The 18,353-nt window shown below is 45.8% G+C and carries 21 protein-coding genes; 16 read left to right on the forward strand and 5 right to left on the reverse strand.

The features are described from left to right. Positions 1 to 3: 3 nt before the first annotated feature. A complete protein-coding gene (gene zapA / locus ITG12_RS13680; protein ID WP_038870320.1) occupies positions 4 to 312 on the reverse strand; it encodes a cell division protein ZapA in 309 nt (102 codons plus the stop codon). A 249-nt stretch (positions 313 to 561) separates the two neighbouring features. Here zapA and ITG12_RS13685 point away from each other — a divergent pair, with 249 nt between their 5' ends. From ITG12_RS13685 to ITG12_RS13695, 3 genes are read left to right on the forward strand one after another with little or no spacing between them, the layout of a single operon-like run. Next, positions 562 to 1,140: a YecA family protein gene (locus ITG12_RS13685; protein ID WP_248873143.1), complete on the forward strand. Its 579-nt coding sequence runs from the start codon at positions 562 to 564 to the stop codon at positions 1,138 to 1,140. Positions 1,141 to 1,179: 39 nt separating this feature from the next. After that, the gene (gene ubiH / locus ITG12_RS13690; RefSeq protein ID WP_038881167.1) at positions 1,180 to 2,358 is read left to right on the forward strand and encodes a 2-octaprenyl-6-methoxyphenyl hydroxylase; all 1,179 of its coding nucleotides are present in this window, start codon (positions 1,180 to 1,182) and stop codon (positions 2,356 to 2,358) included. Between the two features lie 27 nt (positions 2,359 to 2,385). After that, complete coding sequence (locus ITG12_RS13695) at positions 2,386 to 3,594, forward strand: FAD-dependent 2-octaprenylphenol hydroxylase (RefSeq protein WP_042602353.1); 1,209 nt, start codon at positions 2,386 to 2,388, stop codon at positions 3,592 to 3,594. Between the two features lie 76 nt (positions 3,595 to 3,670). Here the strand turns inward: ITG12_RS13695 and ITG12_RS13700 are convergent, their stop codons facing one another. From ITG12_RS13700 to ygfZ, 3 genes are all read right to left on the reverse strand, one after another. Beyond that, complete coding sequence (locus ITG12_RS13700) at positions 3,671 to 3,877, reverse strand: DUF1107 domain-containing protein (RefSeq protein ID WP_038881174.1); 207 nt, start codon at positions 3,875 to 3,877, stop codon at positions 3,671 to 3,673. A gap of 661 nt (positions 3,878 to 4,538) precedes the next feature. Beyond that, on the reverse strand, positions 4,539 to 5,012 hold the full coding sequence (locus tag ITG12_RS13705; RefSeq protein WP_248873144.1) for a YbaK/EbsC family protein: 474 nt from the start codon (positions 5,010 to 5,012) through the stop codon (positions 4,539 to 4,541). After that, positions 5,005 to 5,973, reverse strand: a complete 969-nt coding sequence (gene ygfZ / locus ITG12_RS13710) for a tRNA-modifying protein YgfZ (protein ID WP_248873145.1) — start codon at positions 5,971 to 5,973, stop codon at positions 5,005 to 5,007. Before ygfZ ends, ITG12_RS13705 begins: the two co-directional genes overlap by 8 nt. A 236-nt stretch (positions 5,974 to 6,209) precedes the next feature. On the opposite strand from ygfZ, the gene ITG12_RS13715 reads away from it, so the two are divergent. After that, positions 6,210 to 6,470, forward strand: coding sequence for a succinate dehydrogenase assembly factor 2 (locus ITG12_RS13715; RefSeq protein ID WP_038870312.1), 261 nt, complete (start codon positions 6,210 to 6,212; stop codon positions 6,468 to 6,470). Between the two features lie 154 nt (positions 6,471 to 6,624). Beyond that, the gene (locus tag ITG12_RS27790; RefSeq protein ID WP_349292935.1) at positions 6,625 to 6,858 is read left to right on the forward strand and encodes a hypothetical protein; all 234 of its coding nucleotides are present in this window, start codon (positions 6,625 to 6,627) and stop codon (positions 6,856 to 6,858) included. A gap of 35 nt (positions 6,859 to 6,893) precedes the next feature. Here the strand turns inward: ITG12_RS27790 and nadB are convergent, their stop codons facing one another. Further along, positions 6,894 to 8,501 carry an L-aspartate oxidase gene (gene nadB, locus ITG12_RS13725; protein ID WP_042602357.1) on the reverse strand — a complete coding sequence of 536 codons (1,608 nt, stop codon included), beginning with the start codon at positions 8,499 to 8,501 and terminating at the stop codon, positions 6,894 to 6,896. Positions 8,502 to 9,056: 555 nt separating this feature from the next. Between nadB and rpoE the strand changes: the two genes are divergently transcribed. The 11 genes from rpoE (at position 9,057) to acpS (ending at position 18,299) form a co-directional block, all read left to right on the forward strand. Beyond that, on the forward strand, positions 9,057 to 9,635 hold the full coding sequence (gene rpoE, locus ITG12_RS13730; RefSeq protein WP_005436461.1) for an RNA polymerase sigma factor RpoE: 579 nt from the start codon (positions 9,057 to 9,059) through the stop codon (positions 9,633 to 9,635). A 26-nt stretch (positions 9,636 to 9,661) separates the two neighbouring features. Continuing rightward, positions 9,662 to 10,288, forward strand: a complete 627-nt coding sequence (locus ITG12_RS13735) for a sigma-E factor negative regulatory protein (protein WP_038870308.1) — start codon at positions 9,662 to 9,664, stop codon at positions 10,286 to 10,288. Then, positions 10,285 to 11,250 carry a sigma-E factor regulatory protein RseB gene (rseB, locus tag ITG12_RS13740; RefSeq protein ID WP_248873147.1) on the forward strand — a complete coding sequence of 322 codons (966 nt, stop codon included), beginning with the start codon at positions 10,285 to 10,287 and terminating at the stop codon, positions 11,248 to 11,250. Before ITG12_RS13735 ends, rseB begins: the two co-directional genes overlap by 4 nt. Beyond that, entirely contained in the window at positions 11,247 to 11,717 is a 471-nt protein-coding gene (locus ITG12_RS13745; protein ID WP_038870305.1) for a SoxR reducing system RseC family protein, read from the forward strand. The genes rseB and ITG12_RS13745 overlap by 4 nt, the downstream gene beginning before the upstream one ends. Positions 11,718 to 11,866: 149 nt before the next feature. Continuing rightward, positions 11,867 to 13,660: a translation elongation factor 4 gene (lepA, locus tag ITG12_RS13750; protein WP_038870300.1), complete on the forward strand. Its 1,794-nt coding sequence runs from the start codon at positions 11,867 to 11,869 to the stop codon at positions 13,658 to 13,660. Positions 13,661 to 13,764: 104 nt separating this feature from the next. After that, on the forward strand, positions 13,765 to 14,664 hold the full coding sequence (gene lepB / locus ITG12_RS13755; protein ID WP_038881188.1) for a signal peptidase I: 900 nt from the start codon (positions 13,765 to 13,767) through the stop codon (positions 14,662 to 14,664). A 20-nt stretch (positions 14,665 to 14,684) separates the two neighbouring features. Next, positions 14,685 to 15,362 carry a ribonuclease III gene (rnc, locus tag ITG12_RS13760; protein ID WP_005436448.1) on the forward strand — a complete coding sequence of 226 codons (678 nt, stop codon included), beginning with the start codon at positions 14,685 to 14,687 and terminating at the stop codon, positions 15,360 to 15,362. Next, the gene (gene era / locus ITG12_RS13765) at positions 15,355 to 16,317 is read left to right on the forward strand and encodes a GTPase Era (RefSeq protein ID WP_038881191.1); all 963 of its coding nucleotides are present in this window, start codon (positions 15,355 to 15,357) and stop codon (positions 16,315 to 16,317) included. Before rnc ends, era begins: the two co-directional genes overlap by 8 nt. A 129-nt stretch (positions 16,318 to 16,446) precedes the next feature. Further along, on the forward strand, positions 16,447 to 17,178 hold the full coding sequence (recO, locus tag ITG12_RS13770; protein ID WP_039976437.1) for a DNA repair protein RecO: 732 nt from the start codon (positions 16,447 to 16,449) through the stop codon (positions 17,176 to 17,178). Continuing rightward, positions 17,175 to 17,906, forward strand: coding sequence for a pyridoxine 5'-phosphate synthase (pdxJ, locus tag ITG12_RS13775; RefSeq protein ID WP_038881194.1), 732 nt, complete (start codon positions 17,175 to 17,177; stop codon positions 17,904 to 17,906). The genes recO and pdxJ overlap by 4 nt, the downstream gene beginning before the upstream one ends. A 12-nt stretch (positions 17,907 to 17,918) precedes the next feature. Beyond that, positions 17,919 to 18,299 carry a holo-ACP synthase gene (acpS, locus tag ITG12_RS13780; RefSeq protein WP_248873148.1) on the forward strand — a complete coding sequence of 127 codons (381 nt, stop codon included), beginning with the start codon at positions 17,919 to 17,921 and terminating at the stop codon, positions 18,297 to 18,299. The last annotated feature ends 54 nt before the right edge of the window (positions 18,300 to 18,353 follow it).

Raw genomic sequence — 18,353 nt, forward strand, 5'->3', positions numbered from 1 at the left:
TATCTACTGCTGTCCTTGCGTTACATTCTTAAGTGCGTTCTCTAGCGACGCAGTGAGCTTTTCCATTCGCTCCGTAATTTCTTGTTGCTGACCGTTTGATTCGTATGACTTGGTATGCAATTCATGACAAATATTTAATGCAGCAAAAGTCAGTAGCTGAATTTCATTGGTTACCTTAGTACGGTCTGTCATCTCTTTCAATCGACGATCGAGATCTTTAGCCGCTGTAATCAGTGACTCTTCTTGACCCGGTGGACAATTCACTCGTGTCATTTTTCCAAGGATTTCAACGTCGACCGCTTGATTGCTCATGATGAATAAACTCTATATTCGCGCTATCTAAGGTATTGCTTTGTACAACTACCGAGGAGGAAACTATAGGAAAACCGCTATTAAGATTCAAGCATTTCCCACCCTAGATAGAAAAATGGTGAAGTGATCACACAGGAATTGGACAAATTGAGTAAATGCTGTCCAAATTTGAATTTGATAGCCGTTTCAGCCGAGTAGGCTTGATGGTAGGATAGAACGATACATTATTACGCAAGAATGAGCCCAGTTATGAGTGAAATCACCCTTCCAGAATATCAATCTATTGCTGTTGAACTTAAATCCGCAAGCATTGCAGTGACGCCTGCTGAGTTACACGGGTTACTTGTCGGCATGCTAAGTGGTGGATTGGCGATTAACGATCAAACCTGGCAACCAATTTTGTTTGATTACACCAATGATGGTATGGGGTGGCCAACTACTGCACTGTCTTTTGCACAAAGCATTTTTAAAGTGACGGTAAATGAGTTGACAGGCACCTCGATGGAATTGTCTCTGTTGTTGCCTGATGAGCCAGGTGAAGAAGGCTTGTTCGCATTGGCTGATGGCCTATCTGATTTCGTTAACCATTTTATCTCAGGTTTGGGATTAGCTGGTATCGCCATGAATAAAGCGTCTGACGATGTGAAAGAGGCGTTAGCAGATCTTGAAGAGATCGCTAAGTTAGGCATTGATGAAGATGACGACCTAGGTGAGCAAGCTCAATTGCTAGAGCAAGTAATCGAACACGTCAAAGCATGCGTATTAACTATTCATGCCGAGTTTGGCGCTCGTCCTGAAAGCAACGATAGTAAACCGACGATTCACTGATCGTCGGTACCATTAATTGAATAGTTTCTAGAGGTTAGCATGAGGCAATATGACGTTGTAATTGCTGGTGGAGCCATGGCGGGAGCCACACTTGCTTTAGCGATAGATCGCTTATCGAAAGGACAACTTCGTGTTGCCGTTGTTGAGCCGTTTAAAGCGCAATCTAATGAGCACCCTGGTTTTGACTCTCGTTCCATTGCCTTATCCTACGGGACCGTCAACACCTTACGCCATTTGCAGTTGTGGGCGGCGGTTGAGCCTTTTGCAACTCCAATAGAGCACATTCATGTGTCCGATCGTTCTCATGCGGGGATGACTGAGATTACCAAGCACGAAGTTGGTGTTGAAGCGCTTGGTTACGTAGTGGAACTCGCCGATGTTGGTCGCGTCTATCAAGAGCTCTTAGATAAGAGTGAGGCGATCAGTCTGTTTTGCCCGGATTCGGTCGTGAACATCGAACGTGAGCAAGACAAAGCGCACATTGAGCTGACGAGCGGTGAGAAGCTGGAAGCTAAGTTGCTCGTTGCTGCCGATGGCGCAGTATCGCAATGCTGTCAGCAAATCGGTTTAGAGTTGTCTGAGCATGATTTTGACCAAGTGGCAGTGATTGCGAATATCGTAACGCAAGAACCTCATCAAGGTCGTGCCTTTGAACGCTTTACCGAGAATGGTCCAGTCGCACTGCTGCCTATGAGTGACAACCGCATGTCTTTGGTTTGGTGTTTGCGTCCTGAAGAAGCGCAATCCGTTGTGAATTTGTCCGATGAAGAGTTCCTTGAGCGCCTGCAGAGCGACTTTGGTTGGCGTTTAGGTGAGATGCAAAAAGTCGGGCAACGTGCGAGCTATCCACTTCTTCTGCGTCATCGTAAGCAAAACATTTCACACCGCTTTGCTATTGTTGGCAATGCCGCACAAACGCTTCACCCGATTGCAGGACAAGGCTTCAATCTTGGTATTCGTGATGTGGCATCGTTAGCGGAAGAGGTTGTTAAGCAAGCTGAAGACGCGGGTCGTTACCAAGGCTTAATGCGATTTAGCCAGCGTCGTGAAGATGATCGCAGCGAAACAATTTGGCTAACCAGTTCTCTCGTGCATATTTTTTCAAATGATTTACCGGCGATGCGAATTGGGCGTAACCTCGCTCTCGCAACGATGGATAACCTTTCTACTTTTAAGCAACCGCTGCTACGCCACACGCTTGGTCTAGTGAAACGATAAACGGCAACGAATTAGGTAACAAAAGCAATGATGCAAAGTGTAGATATCGCCATCATCGGCGGTGGTATGGTTGGATTGGCGTTGGCTGCCGCTTTTAAAGACAGTGACCTACGTGTTGCTGTTATTGAAGGCTCTGTGCCGGACGATACGTTGAGTGAACTACCGGACGTTCGTGTATCAGCGCTAAGTCGCTCTAGTGAAACGATGTTGCGTAAACTCGGAGCTTGGCAAGGTATCGAGCAACGTCGTGCTTCTCCGTATTATGCAATGGAGGTATGGGAGCAAGACAGCTTTGCTAACATCGCGTTTGATGCGCAAAGCATGGCTCAGCCAGATCTTGGCCATATTGTTGAAAATCGCGTAATTCAATTGGCGTTGCTAGAGCAAGTTCAAAAGCTGGATAACGTGACGCTGTTTATGCCTGCACGTTGTGCAACGTTAGCGGTTGGTGAGCAAGAAAGCTGGCTCACGCTCGACAACGGTCAAGCCATGACTGCGAAGTTAGTGGTTGGCGCCGATGGTGCAAACTCTTGGCTGCGCAACCAAATGGATATTCCATTGACGCATTGGGATTACGGTCATAGCGCACTTGTCGCGAACGTGAAAACCGCTGACCCACACAACAGCGTTGCGCGTCAGATCTTTACACCGCAAGGTCCATTGGCTTTCCTTCCGATGTCTGATCCGCACATGTGCTCGATTGTTTGGTCTACCGAACCAAATCGTGCCGAGCAACTGCTGGCGATGAATGAGCAAGAGTTCAATAAGGCATTAACTAGCGAATTTGATGTGCGTTTAGGTTTGTGTGAAGTAGTTGGTGAACGTGCGGCGTTCCCGCTTAAGATGCGTTATGCGCGTGACTTTGTGGTTGAACGTGTGGCGTTAGTTGGCGATGCAGCACACACCATTCATCCACTAGCAGGGCAGGGTGTGAACCTTGGTTTATTGGATGCTGCGAGCTTAGCGCAAGAAGTGTTGGCGCTTTGGAAGCAAGGGCAGGACATTGGCACCAAACGTAACCTACGTGGTTATGAACGTTGGCGTAAAGCGGAAGCTGCGAAGATGATTGCTGCGATGCAAGGCTTCCGTGACCTGTTCTCTGGTGAGAATCCTGCTAAAAAGCTGGTACGTGGAATTGGTTTGAGTTTAGCTAGCCAGCTACCAGGAGCAAAAGACGAGATAATGAAACGCGCATTGGGTTTGAAAGGCAATTTGCCGGAACTTGCGCGTCAATAACGAGCTTATTGCTCGACGAATAGAAGACACAAAAAAGGCTGGTTAATCCAGCCTTTCCTTTACATCGATGTTGTCGCTAAGCGTATGCGCATCTGAGCTTCATAATCTCTTGGTTAATTTCTTTAACCGCTTGAAAGTGGCGTCTTTCCGCTTTCTCTGGCAGCATTAATTTTCCATTATCAAACTCAAATTTACCGACTCCGTAAATATAAATTCTTCCTTTAAAAAGACGACTTATGTGTTTAGCAATCATACCTGGTGTATAGCGCTTAAACAGTCTCATATTTACTTTTCCTTATCTCTTACCTAGCTCAGTTATCTTACGTTTTTGGCGTAAAAATTATTGTGACAGCAATGGTATTAAGTACAGATGAGTTGTATCGCTTTAGAGATTTGTGCTGCCATAGACAAATTGACAGGGTCATATCTCAAATAGCGTGAGGATTACCTCAAAAAAACACTAGCGAAGGAACCGTTCCTTATCTCTTTCTGTTGTTACGTGGTGCATTAAGCAACTGTTTTGTTACAGAATTAAGAATAGAAGGAAAATAATTGTTTGCTAAATGTTTTTACTCAATTGATTGCATTTTGTTCGTTTTGCCGGATTAAGGGCTTAATACATGGCTTTCATCGAGTTAGAGGGAAGAGGCGCAGAAAAGTTCCGTATAAAAAAAAGCCCGCTTCGGCGGGCGAATAGTCACAGATGCATTACACAAAAGTGGACGACTGACTGTGTGGCAGAGGCCAATTCAGTCAGCAGTTTCACTTTATGTTGATTAAGTCGTTGTTGAAAACTCAACCAACAAATTCAGCATATACGAGTTTATTACGCGTGACTATTTATGTTTCAAAAATGATTAAAAATTCCACTTTGTATGTTGGGAGATATGAGTGAGATCACGTAGGTGTGAGAAAGCCTGCATGTTATTACATTTTTACGAAGGTTAACGGCAGATATCGGCCAAGGTTGGTTGGCACAATTGCAGTAAATCATCGATAGATAATGCTAATCCAGCCATACGATCACCACTGCTGATAGTGATTTCTTTTTCTTCAAGCAAACTTGGGTCAAATACGATCGGCATGTAGCGTTTTAAGAGTAGTGGCGTGACAGTACCAATCTTGTATCCGGTAATCGCTTCTACGTCGGCTTGATCAACACACGTCATGCGACGGCACTGCAGTAATGCGCGCACCTTCTTTGGATCAACGCTACGATCACCTGGTGCACAAGCAAGCGCATATTGGTTTCCCATATCACGCAAAAGAATCGCTTTGACCATTTGAGAAGGGCGAATGCCGCGTTGTTGCGCGGCATCCTCAATGGTTGTTGCTGGCTTTTGATGAGGAAGAAGGCGGTACTCGATGTTTTGGTCCGCCAAAAACTGCATCAAAGGGGTATGAATGGTATTACTCATCGTCAAGGCTGTACGGCAGTGCTGCGATTTCCCATTCACATTCTGGTTGGTCAACCAAGCGCAGACGAGTGTCATCATCTAGGTTGTTTGGCAATACAATGAGACCCATCGCTTGGTTGTCGCTGAATTGGTAATGCGTGAGCAAGGCGCCTACTGAACGCCAGTTTTCACCGACACTACGTTCCAATTCGATCGCACCTTCACTTAAGGTTTCAACGGTTACACCTTTAACAATGTACATTGCACGTTTGTTGGTGCCGCGATATTTCGCGCGCGCTACAGTTTCTTGACCCGTGTAGCAGCCTTTCGTAAAGCTTATACCACCAAGCGCTTGTACGTTTAGTGCTTGTGGAATGTGTACGTTTTGCGCGTCTGCTGCCACGTATGGCAGTGCTGCCTCAATATCGAAATGGGTCCAAAGCTCGTGGGTTGTCAGTGTTGCTTGGCTATCTTCCACTAATGATTGTGTTGCTTCTGCTGTAAGCGCAAGCAACCAGCGATTCAGAGCGACTTTGACCGCAGTGCCGCCTTCAATCGCACGCACGTCGCCAGAATCAGCATTTAGCGTTGAGATGAATGCATCTGCATTCTTACCAGCAACACCCAGTACCACGTCGCTTGACTCTTCGATGGTCACTTTCGAGAACACTGCGTACTTTTTAATTTCTTTCAGTTCCACTTCAATTGCTGATTTCGGCTGAACCATTGAGTAGCCATCGTTATGGTGGAATAGGCGGAAGACACTCCACACTTTACCTTTCGCGTCACAATGTGCTCCCAACATTGATTGGTCTTTCTCAAGAGAAACCACATCGCAGGTAACTTGACCGTGTAGGTATGACTTTTTGTCGTCCCCGACCATGGTGATCATGCCCAGGTTATCCAATAGCGAGATAGACAGCTCCGGTAGCGCGTCTTGTGTCGATAGGTTCAGTGGTGAAAAGCGAGTTTGCCATTCCATGAGTACGATGCCTTTTGAAGATATTTTTCAGCTATGTTAATTGCAGATTCGATATTTGTCAGCACTCAATATATCCACTCAATTTTAAGGTGTTTGGCTCAACTGAACGTTTGTTTATTAAATGCGATCAGGATTTGCAGTGACTTGGCTACATATTGTGACCCGCACACTAGTGGCGTAGAACATCCCTTGTTACACTCCGCACTAAGAACAAGACATCTATGAAGGAATACTGAATGTACACTGCGGAAGAAAAGGCGCGTATTAAATGGGCTTGTCGTCGTGGCATGCTTGAGCTTGACGTGGTGATTATGCCGTTTTTTGAAGAGTGCTTCGATGCACTAGGTGAGCAAGAGCAACGTGATTTTGTTTCGTTGTTAGAATGTGATGATCCAGATTTGTTTACTTGGGTCATGGGGCATGGTCGCAGCGAAAACCTTGGTCACGCTTCGATGGTTGATAAAATTGTCGCACACAACCTCAGCAAGGTTCGCTAACCTTACTGTTTCTAAATCTCTAAACGCCCAAGCGCTGCATTACTTGATTCTTTTCGGTTTAGCTTGGGCGGTTATCTTCTCTGATATTCCACTCGTCTTATCTAGTTATCTGTTACTACTGATCTATCGTTGCCATACCCAAGGTGGATTCGTCATGCCGTCAACTGTCGGGAATTGGTATTTTCATCGTGATGGAACGGTTCGAAATGACGCTCGAACTTCACTGTTATCAGGAGTCGATCTTTCCGCTTCTGTTTTCAAGGTGACGTTCAAGTTGGTATCTGGGGATAAGGTGACCGTTTGGCGAGACAGTTGTGATGATGTGTCGTATCGTCAATTGAATATGATATTGCGTCAATGGAAAATGGGAGCCGAAGCTCCCATTTGATATCGTGTCTAACTCTTTCTTACTTGGCGTCAGATTTACTTGTTTGGTGTTAGGATCGTCGGTCCGCTATTTTCTTGTTGGTTTGGATAATCCAAGGTGTAGTGTAGACCGCGGCTTTCTTTACGCTGCATCGCACAACGTACCATCAGTTCAGCTACTTGAAGTAGGTTACGCAGTTCTAGCAAGTTGTTTGAAACACGGAAGTGGCTGTAGTACTCATGCGTTTCTTGCTGAAGCATTTGAATACGGCGCAGTGCGCGTTCTAAACGTTTGTCCGTGCGAACAATGCCCATGTAATCCCACATAAACAAGCGAAGCTCATGCCAGTTATGCTGGATGATAACCTCTTCATCACTGTTGGTGACTTGGCTTTCATCCCAACAAGGTACTCGGGGTGCTAATTCGACCTTCGTGTGGTGCTTTAGGATATCTTTGGCGGCTGCCCATGCGTAGACCACACACTCAAGTAGTGAGTTTGAAGCCATGCGGTTTGCACCGTGTAGACCGGTGTAGCTGACTTCGCCAATGGCATATAGATTCTTCAAGTCCGTATTGCCGTTTTGATCGACCATCACGCCACCACACGTGTAGTGTGCGGCTGGAACAATTGGGATCGGCTCTTTGGTCATATCGATGCCAAGATCCATCAAACGAGAGTAGATGGTTGGGAAGTGCTTGGTAATGAATTCCGCAGGTTTGTGGCTGATGTCTAAATACATGCAGTCTGCACCTAGGCGCTTCATTTCAAAGTCGATGGCACGTGCGACGACATCACGCGGCGCAAGTTCTTTACGCTCATCAAAATCCGGCATAAAGCGTGAGCCATCAGGGCGTCGCAGATAGGCACCTTCACCACGCAAGGCTTCTGTGAGTAGGAAGTTACGTGCTTCTGGGTGGAACAGGCAAGTAGGGTGGAATTGGTTGAATTCCATATTTGCGACACGGCAGCCTGCGCGCCAAGCAATCGCGATACCGTCACCAGAGGAAACGTCAGGGTTTGACGTATATTGGTAAACTTTGGAAGCGCCACCAGTCGCAAGAACAACAAATTTAGCGCGAACGGTTTCTACCTGTTCTTCATTTCGGTTCCAAATATAAGCGCCAATGATCTTGTTTTTGTCGCCGCCGACTTTATCTTCAGTGATTAAATCCAGAGCATTGTGACGTTCAAGAACATGAATGTTTGGGTGGCTGTGGGCGTTGTCTTGCAGTGAGGTTTGCATCGCCATACCTGTTGCATCCGCAGCATGCAAAATTCGGCGTCGACTGTGACCACCTTCGCGAGTTAAGTGGTAACGAGGTTCTTCATCAGAGTCATCGTCCTCACGGTCAAACGGTACACCACCATCAATCAACCATTGCACGCATTCTTTTGAATTCTCAGCGATAAACTTAACCGTTTCTTCATCGCAAATGCCATCACCAGCAATTTGTGTGTCTTCAACGTGAGACTCGATGGTGTCAGATTCATCGAAGACCGCAGCGATACCACCTTGCGCGTAAAACGTCGCGCCTTCGCTGCGCGGGCCTTTACTCAACACCATCACTTTACAGTGGTTTGCTACGCGCAAAGCTAACGACAAGCCCGCGGCGCCACTCCCTACCACTAACACATCACATTCATGTTCACGATTCGTGTTCATATAACTTTTACAATCCCAAGCTAAGGTAACAAGGCTACCTTGTGTATATTTTGCACACCATGTGCATCCATTAACGCGACATCCGTCGCTAAGGGCTAAGTTGGGAGGTATCTAAATCACCGCAACTCTGGTGACTTGTGCCACTCTTATTTTTGCATGTCGATGACATGCGCATGCTTCCTGAGTTTTATTTTAAACGCGTTGTTCAGATAGCCATTAGCCGTGCCAACAAAAAGTAATAGTTTGTCAATGCCATTGCTTTTCTAGGCTCTACCCAGCACAATCTGGGACAGAGATCATCCATTATACCCATTTCCCCATCACTATGCTCGCTTGTCAAAACGAGACGTAATTCAGACGTGGCGAGGGATTTGGCTAGTGACATCACACTGTGAAAAAACAATGACAAAAAATTTGAGAAACCATGGAACTTTCTCATTCACGTCGGAGTCACAATAGTGCTCAAGTAAGCAGTGGTGTCAATACTACGTTTTGCATAATTAGTACCCATATCTGAGAAGAGTAGGGGCATAACAAATAGGAGTATCCGCTCGAATGAACGAGCAGCTGACCGATCAAGTATTGATTGAGCGAGTTCAGAATGGAGATAAGCAAGCATTCAACCTGCTGGTAACGAAGTATCAGAACAAGGTATGTAATCTTATTTCCAGATACGTAAGTAATCCTGGCGATGTTCCAGATGTAGCACAAGAAGCGTTTATCAAGGCTTACCGAGCTATCCCTAGCTTTCGCGGGGAGAGTGCGTTTTACACTTGGCTGTATCGCATTGCAGTGAATACTGCGAAGAATCATATCGTTGCTCAGGGTCGTAGACCGCCTGCGACGGACGTTGATGCTGAAGATGCTGAATTTTACGAAACAGGTAATGCATTGAAAGAAATTTCGAACCCTGAGAACTTAACGTTGTCCAAAGAATTGCAACGGGTAGTGTTCAGCGCAATCGAAGCCTTACCTGAAGATTTAAAAACGGCAATGACTCTGCGTGAGCTTGATGGCTTAAGCTATGAGGAAATTGCTGAAGTAATGGATTGCCCGGTGGGAACGGTACGATCACGTATCTTCCGTGCTCGTGAGGCGGTGGAAAAGAAAATCAAACCTCTTTTACAGCGCTAGTACAAGTGATAACTATGGTGAAAACAATGGCTGACAAAGAAAAACTTTCAGCTCTCATGGATGGAGAATTGGTCGATAAGGCTTTAATTCAAGAATTAGAGCAAGACCAAGAAAGCCGTGACGCTTGGCAGAACTATCATCTTATTGGTGATGTGATGCGAGGCGAAGCGCCAGCAAAACCTGAGTGGAATATTGCTGAAAGCGTGGCGTTAGCGTTAGAAGACGAGCCTGTGCATCGTGCTATCGATTCACGCAGTGCTAACGTTATTTCAATTAATGACGCGCCAAAAGAGTCGCAACCAGAGCCACAAAAAGCCAAGCGCCAGTTGCCTGCATGGCTAACTCAGTTTGGTCAGGTTGCCGTTGCTGCGTGTGTGTCACTTGCCGTGATTTTAGGTGTGCAACAATACGGTGGTAGCGACCCAATGTCGCCACAAGCCGATCAACTTCCTGTGCTTCAAACAGTGCCATTTGCTGGCAGTGCAGAACCAGTAAGTTTGACTCGTGAGTCCGTTGAGCGCTCGGTTGGCGAAGCAAATATGCAAGAGCAACGTAAACGTGTTCATGCTATGCTTCGTGACTACGAATTGCAGTTAAGAATTAACAGTGATGCGTCTCAGCAAGATGCAAATCTGACTCCGGATATTGAATGAAAAAATTTCTGATCAGCGCTTGCGCTCTGTTCAGTCTGATGTCTACTCAAGCCTTTGCTGGTGATAAACCAGCGGAGGCTTTATTGCATCAAATGAGCGAGGCGAGCAAAAATTTAAGCTACGAACTCTCTTATATCCTCATCAAAAAGAACAGCATTGAACCTTTGCTGTACCGTCATGCGACTCACGATAAAGATCAGTACGCACATCTTGTGTATTTGAGTGGTCCAGTTCGTGAAGTAATTCGTCGTGGTACTGAAGTGAGCTACATCGAAACCGGCGCAGAGCCGTTTACGATTGAATCTGGCAAGATGGTCGCACCAATCATGCCGATGCTGAACACCAATATCGATGAATTGAACCTCTATTACGATTACGTCAAAGTCGGTCGTGCTCGTGAAGCTGGCGTTCCGACTCAGGTGTTACGTATTGTGCCTAAAGACGGCTTGCGTTATTCGTACGTACTTTGGATTGATGAGAAAAGTAAGTTACCACTGCGTGCTGATCTGGTTGACCGTGATGGAGAAATGCTAGAGCAATACCGTACGATCTCATACTCGGTGAATCCAAAAATTGGCGAGTTGATGAGTGGTTTGGCGGATGTGCAGTTGCCAGCAGTATTGACGATGCCTAAAGGTGATATCGGTACGAGTGACTGGAACGTAGGTTGGACTCCTGAAGGTTTCCACCCAAATGAGCTAAATCGCTACCGAATGGCAGTGACCGACCAAATGGTTGAAAGCCAACTTTACTCGGATGGTTTATTCAGTTTCTCTGTTTATGTCGCCAGCAAAGATGAGCATTCGCTGAAAGGTCAGCTGGTTCGTCAAGGTCGTCGTACTTTGCATAGCTTTGTAAGTGGTAATCATGAAATCTCTGTTGTGGGTGATATTCCACCGGCAACTGCTCAGCGTATTGCACAATCTGTTACGTTTGATGCAGCAAAGAGTAAAGCGCAATGATGACCGCATTAGCAACCGTGACGGGTGTTCATCGTCACGGTCAGCAATACGATATTGATTTAAGCTGCGAGCAACAGACCAGTTGTAGCAGCTGTTCTTCGCAAAAAAGCTGTGGCACTGGCGTGGTTACTAAAGCAATTGGTAACAAAACATTAGCATGGCATCTGCGTACAAAAACATCTGTCAAAGTTGGTCAGGTGGTAGAAATCGGCTTTCCTGAGTCGAGCCTGATCAAATCCGCAATGGCGGTTTACCTTCTTCCTTTGTTTGGTCTGATTTTTGGTGCCGTGATTGGCAACTTCCTTCTTGAGCCTTTAACCGCAGGCGGCGAGGGCATTACCATCTTAGCTTCGGTTTTGTTTGCTGCTGGTGGTATGTGGCTCGCTAAACGTGTGTCACGGCCTTTAGAAGATGAATCAAAACGCCAAGTCACTCTCATTCGAGTTCTCGGTGAGCCTATCCAGTAAGTACGTACCTCGAGGTTACTAAGGTATATACTTTAAATAAGGTGCGCCCGTTAACGAAATTGGGTAGAATCTGCCAACTTGATTGAAATGCCGTCAGCTGATGGCTTTCTTACTGTCCTTATTTGTAAAGAGTTAGTCACCCTAAATCTATGAAGCACATTCGTAACTTTTCGATTATCGCCCACATCGACCATGGTAAGTCGACCCTATCAGACCGTCTAATCCAAGTTTGTGGAGGATTAAGCGATCGTGAAATGGCCGCACAGGTTCTGGATTCTATGGATCTTGAACGTGAGCGTGGCATCACTATCAAAGCGCAGAGTGTGACTCTTGATTACACCGCAAAAGATGGCGAGACATACCAACTTAACTTTATCGACACTCCTGGACACGTAGACTTTTCGTACGAAGTTTCACGTTCTCTGGCCGCTTGTGAAGGGGCGTTGTTGGTGGTTGACGCAGGTCAAGGTGTAGAGGCTCAAACGCTTGCCAACTGTTACACCGCGATCGAAATGGATTTGGAAGTTGTGCCAATCCTAAACAAAATCGACCTCCCAGCGGCAGAACCAGAGCGTGTAGCTGAAGAGATTGAGGAGATTGTTGGTATCGACGCGATGGAAGCGACGCGTTGTAGTGCAAAGACAGGTCTAGGCGTGGATGACGTTCTAGAAAATATTGTCTCTGCGATACCTTCTCCAGAAGGTGATCCTGAAGCGCCACTTCAAGCATTGATCATCGATTCATGGTTCGATAATTATCTTGGCGTTGTTTCTCTGGTTCGTATTAAAAACGGCTCGCTGAAGAAAAACGACAAAATCAAAGTAATGAGCACAGGCCAAGTTTGGGGTGTTGACCGTCTAGGTATCTTCACACCAAAACAAGTTGATACGACAGAGTTAAATACTGGCGAAGTAGGCTGGGTTGTTTGTGGTATCAAAGACATCCTTGGTGCTCCAGTGGGTGATACACTGACAACCGCAAAAAATGGTTGTGAGAAAGCACTTCCTGGCTTCAAAAAAGTGAAGCCTCAGGTATACGCGGGTCTATTCCCAGTATCATCTGATGACTACGAAAACTTCCGTGACGCACTTGGTAAACTGAGTCTGAATGATGCGTCGTTGTTCTACGAGCCAGAAAGCTCGGCAGCACTTGGTTTTGGTTTCCGTTGTGGCTTCCTTGGTATGCTGCACATGGAAATTATCCAAGAACGTCTTGAGCGTGAATACGACCTTGACCTTATTACAACCGCACCAACGGTAGTTTATGAAGTTGAGCAAACAAGTGGCGAAATCCTGTATGTGGATAGCCCTGCAAAGCTACCAGCTGTAAACGACATCGAATTTATCCGTGAGCCTATTGCGCGTTGTAATATTCTTGTGCCATCGGATTACCTAGGTAACGTAATCACACTTTGTGTTGAGAAGCGTGGTATGCAGGTTGATATGGTTTACCACGGTAACCAAGTTGCTGTGACGTACGATATCCCTATGGCAGAAGTTGTACTCGATTTCTTTGACCGCTTGAAGTCAACATCTCGTGGTTATGCATCATTGGATTACAACTTCCAGCGTTTTGAAGAATCAAACATGGTTCGTGTAGACGTTCTGTTGAACGGCGATAAAGTGGATGCTTTAGCTATCATCACGCACAAAGATCAAGCGCAAAGCCGCGGTCGTTTGTTAGTTGAGAAGATGAAAGAATTCATTCCTCGTCAGATGTTTGATATCGCGATCCAAGCGGCAATCGGTAACCACATCATTGCTCGTTCTACTGTGAAACAGCTACGTAAGAACGTAATCGCGAAATGTTACGGTGGTGACGTGAGCCGTAAGAAGAAACTTCTGAAGAAACAGAAAGAAGGTAAGAAACGTATGAAGCAGATCGGTAACGTAGAGCTACCTCAAGAAGCGTTCCTAGCGATTCTTCACGTTGGTAAAGACTAGAGTTGAACTATCTCTTACTCTTGTCTGTCATAAGACGTTAGATAGTAAAATAAGTGAAAGGGTTTCGGCTCTTTCACTTTCGTATTTTTAGATAAGGGAATTTAATGGCGAATACATTCTCACTGATTCTAGTTATCGTGACTTTGGTAACTGGCGTAGTTTGGCTACTGGAAAAGCTGGTGTTTGCGAAAAAACGTCAAGCGAAAGTAGAAGAGATTCAAGCACAGACAGCTAATGGCCTAGACGCGGTAACACTACAGAAAGTAGAACGTCAGCCATGGTGGATTGAGAATAGCGTGTCTATTTTCCCTGTAATTGCATTCGTTCTTGTATTGCGTTCTTTTATCTATGAACCGTTCCAAATTCCTTCAGGCTCAATGATGCCCACCCTACTAGTGGGCGACTTTATTCTGGTGGAGAAATACGCTTACGGATTGAAAGATCCTGTTTGGCGTCATCAACTAGTGGAAACTGGCAAACCAGAGCGTGGTGATATTGTGGTATTCAAATACCCACCTCAACCAAATATTGACTACATTAAACGTGTTGTTGGCTTACCTGGCGATACGGTTCGTTACTCAAGTGACAAGCAAGTGTGTATTCAATCGCAAGGTGATTCGGTTTGTAAGCCAGTTAAATTGAGCAATGTTGAAGAAAGTCCGTTCATCCAAAACGGTATTCCTCTGATTCAGATGAATGAAAAACTGGGTGAAGTGGAACACCAAATCTTGGTTAACCCATTAGCTCGTGACCGTGTGCAGAACTACCAGCCACGTCCAGGAGTTAACGAATGGGTTGTACCACAAGGTCAGTACTTTGTTATGGGTGATAACCGTGATAACAGTGCTGATAGCCGTTACTGGGGCTTTGTTCCAGAAGCAAACTTAGTGGGTAAAGCTGTCGCGATTTGGATTAGCTTCGAGTTTGATCGTGGCGCAGACAGCGTTCTACCTTCATGGATTCCAACTGGTGTGCGTTTTAACCGCGTCGGTGGTATTCACTAACCATTACATATCGAGAGAGTATGAATTCTCCAATTGATAAACTAGAGAGAAAGCTCGGCTACCAATTTAAGGATGCTGGGCTTATCAACTTGGCGCTGACTCACCGCAGCGCCAACAGTAAGCATAATGAACGTCTTGAGTTTCTGGGCGATTCAATTTTAAGTTTTGTCATCGCTGATGATCTGTACCATCGTTTCCCGAAAGTGAACGAAGGTGACATGAGCCGTATGCGCGCTACTTTGGTACGTGGGCACACATTGGCGGAACTGGGTCGTGAATTCGATCTAGGAGATTATTTAAAATTAGGTCCAGGTGAATTGAAGAGTGGCGGATTCCGCCGAGACTCTATTCTAGCCGATGCGGTAGAAGCCATTATTGGTGCGATTTACCTTGATAGTGATATTGAAGCCGTGCGCGGTATTGTACTGAGCTGGTACAACTCGCGTCTTGAAGCCATCAAGCCTGGCGTATCACAAAAAGATCCAAAAACTCGCCTACAAGAGTTCCTGCAAGGCAGAAGAAAACCACTGCCTGTCTACACAGTGACTAATATTAAAGGTGAAGCGCACAACCAAGAGTTCACGGTTGAGTGTGACGTAGCAGGTGTGGATAAGCCTGTCATTGGTAAAGGCACCAGCCGCCGCAAGGCAGAACAAGCGGCTGCTGAAACAGCACTTGAGCAATTAACAAATGGCTGATAACGAATTCGATATCGATGCATTTTTTGCATCAAACGGTGAAGTAAGTTCACCAGAAAACCAGCACTGTGGCTTTATTGCGATTGTTGGTCGCCCAAACGTTGGTAAATCGACGCTTCTAAACAAAATTCTTGGTCAGAAGATTTCGATTACATCTCGTAAACCGCAAACGACTCGTCACCGCATCATGGGTGTGGACACTGACGGCGATTACCAAGCGATCTACGTAGATACACCAGGACTTCACATTGAAGAGAAGCGTGCGATCAACCGTTTGATGAACCGTGCGGCGAACTCATCGCTCAGTGATGTAAACCTAGTATTCTTCTTGGTTGATGGTACGCACTGGACCAAAGACGACGAGATGGTGCTGACTAAGCTTCAAAAGTCGAACTTCCCTGTAGTACTTTGTGTGAACAAGGTAGACAATGTCCAAGATCGTAACGAAGTGATGATGCACATGGCCGACATGTCTAAGAAAATGGACTTTGTTGACGTTGTGCCAATCTCTGCGAAACAAGGCAAGAACATCGACGTACTACGTAAGCACGTTCGCGATCACTTGCCAGAAGCAACGCATCACTTCCCTGAAGAATACGTAACAGACCGTTCTCAGCGTTTCATGGCGTCTGAAATCGTGCGTGAAAAGCTGATGCGTTTTACTGGTGAAGAATTGCCTTACTCGGTAACGGTTGAAATTGAACGTTTTGACTACAACCCAGAAAATGATGGCTTCCACATCAATGCCTTAATTCTTGTTGAACGTAACGGTCAAAAGAAAATGGTCATTGGTAAAGGCGGTGAGAAGATCAAGACCATTGGTCGTGAAGCGCGCTTAGATATGGAAGAGTTGTTCGGCCGTAAGGTTTACCTAGAGACTTGGGTAAAAGTGAAATCTGGTTGGGCAGACGACGAACGTGCATTGCGTTCACTTGGTTACATCGACGACCTATAAGTTTGGTTGCTTGTAAGTTTGGTAACGAAGACACTTCGTTCCAACATCGATAAAAACTAAATATCGATTAGAATAAGGAGCCAATTGGCTCCTTATTTTTTATTCACACTTCTTAGGCACACTGACGAGATGAGCAACCAGTCTTCAGAAGGCTTTCAACGCTGCTTTGTATTGCATCGACGCCCTTACAGTGAATCGAGCTTAATCCTTGATGTATTCAGCGAGGAGTATGGTCGAATTACATTGATGGCAAAAGGTGCCCGCGGTAAACGCTCCAATCTTAAAGGCGCATTGCAGCCCTTTACCCCTTTATTGCTGAAATGGTCAGGGAAAGGCTCGATGAAGACGTTACGTCAAGCAGAGCCCATCAGTTTAGGTTTGCCTTTGACAGGAATAAACCTTTACTCCGCCATGTACGTAAATGAATTGATTGGAAGGGTGTTGATGGCAGAAGTGCCAATGCCTGCGCTGTTTCATGATTATCTGCATGCACTAACGGAACTAGCTCAGAGTGATAACCCTGAACCGGGCTTGCGTCGTTTTGAATTGGCCCTGCTGTCTTCTATGGGGTATGGCGTCGATTTTTTGCATTGTGCTGGTACTGGTGAACCCGTTGATCCTGAGATGACTTACCGCTATCGCGAACAAAAAGGATTCATTGCGTCAGTAAGGCGAGATAACCTCACTTTTTTGGGGAATGAATTGATTGCGATTAGTGAACGGCGATTCATCACTAAAGAGCAATTAAAAGCGGCGAAACGCTTTACACGTATGGCCTTAAAGCCGTATCTTGGCGGCAAACCTTTAAAAAGTCGTGAATTATTCATTCAGACATACAGAGCACGGAGTAATGGAAAATGAGCTCAATCTATTTAGGCGTTAATATCGACCATATTGCCACTCTACGTAATGCGCGTGGTACTAAATACCCAGATCCTGTTCATGCTGCTGAGATTGCAGAGCGTGCTGGCGCAGACGGTATTACTATTCACCTGCGTGAAGACCGTCGCCACATTCTAGATCGTGACGTGCGCATCCTACGTGAAACCATTCAAACTCGTATGAACCTTGAAATGGCAGTAACAGACGAGATGGTTGAGATTGCACTACAGACTAAGCCTGAATTCGTGTGTCTGGTTCCTGAAAAACGTGAAGAGTTGACAACAGAAGGTGGTCTTGACGTTGTAGGTCAGCTTGAGAAAGTGAAAGCTGCAACGCAAAAACTGACGGAAGCGGGCATCAAAGTCTCTCTATTTATTGATGCTGACCGTCAACAGATCGATGCGGCAAAAGCATGTGGTGCACCGTATATCGAACTTCACACAGGTCACTATGCGGATGCGGAGACTGAGGAAGACCAACAAGACGAGCTTAAGAAGATTGCTGCAGGTGCAAGCTACGCTGATGACCTAGGTATCATCGTTAATGCTGGTCACGGTCTGACTTACCACAACGTTGCGCCAATCGCTGCATTGCCTGAAATTTACGAACTGAATATTGGTCACTCGATCATCGGTCGTGCGGTATTTGATGGCCTAGAAAAATCAGTGGCAGAAATGAAAGCCCTGATGGTCGCTGCACGTAAGTAATCCGTTTCAATCATGGCAATTTTAGGATTAGGAACCGATATCGCCGAGATTGGGCGAATAGAGAAAGCACTAGAACGCAGTGGTGAGCCATTTGCAAAGCGCATTCTCTCGCTTCAAGAAATGGCAAAATTTGACGAACTGAAACAAAAAGGTCGCTATCTAGCAAAGCGCTTCGCGGTAAAAGAAGCAGCGTCAAAAGCGTTAGGCACGGGCATTGCGAAAGGCGTGACCTTCCATGACTTTACCGTTTCGAATGATGAGTTCGGTAAACCGATGTTGACGCTTTCTGGCGTGGCAAAGCAAATCGCCGAGTCGATGGGTGTGAATCATGTTCATTTATCGATTTCTGACGAGCGTCATTACGCGGTCGCGACGGTGATTTTTGAATCCTAATTTGTCTGATTACGGATTAATAACCGAATACGAAAAAGCCAGAGTCGATGCTCT

It is taken from the genome of Vibrio sp. ED002, from assembly GCF_023277445.1.
Classification (GTDB): Bacteria; Pseudomonadota; Gammaproteobacteria; order Enterobacterales; family Vibrionaceae; genus Vibrio; species Vibrio jasicida.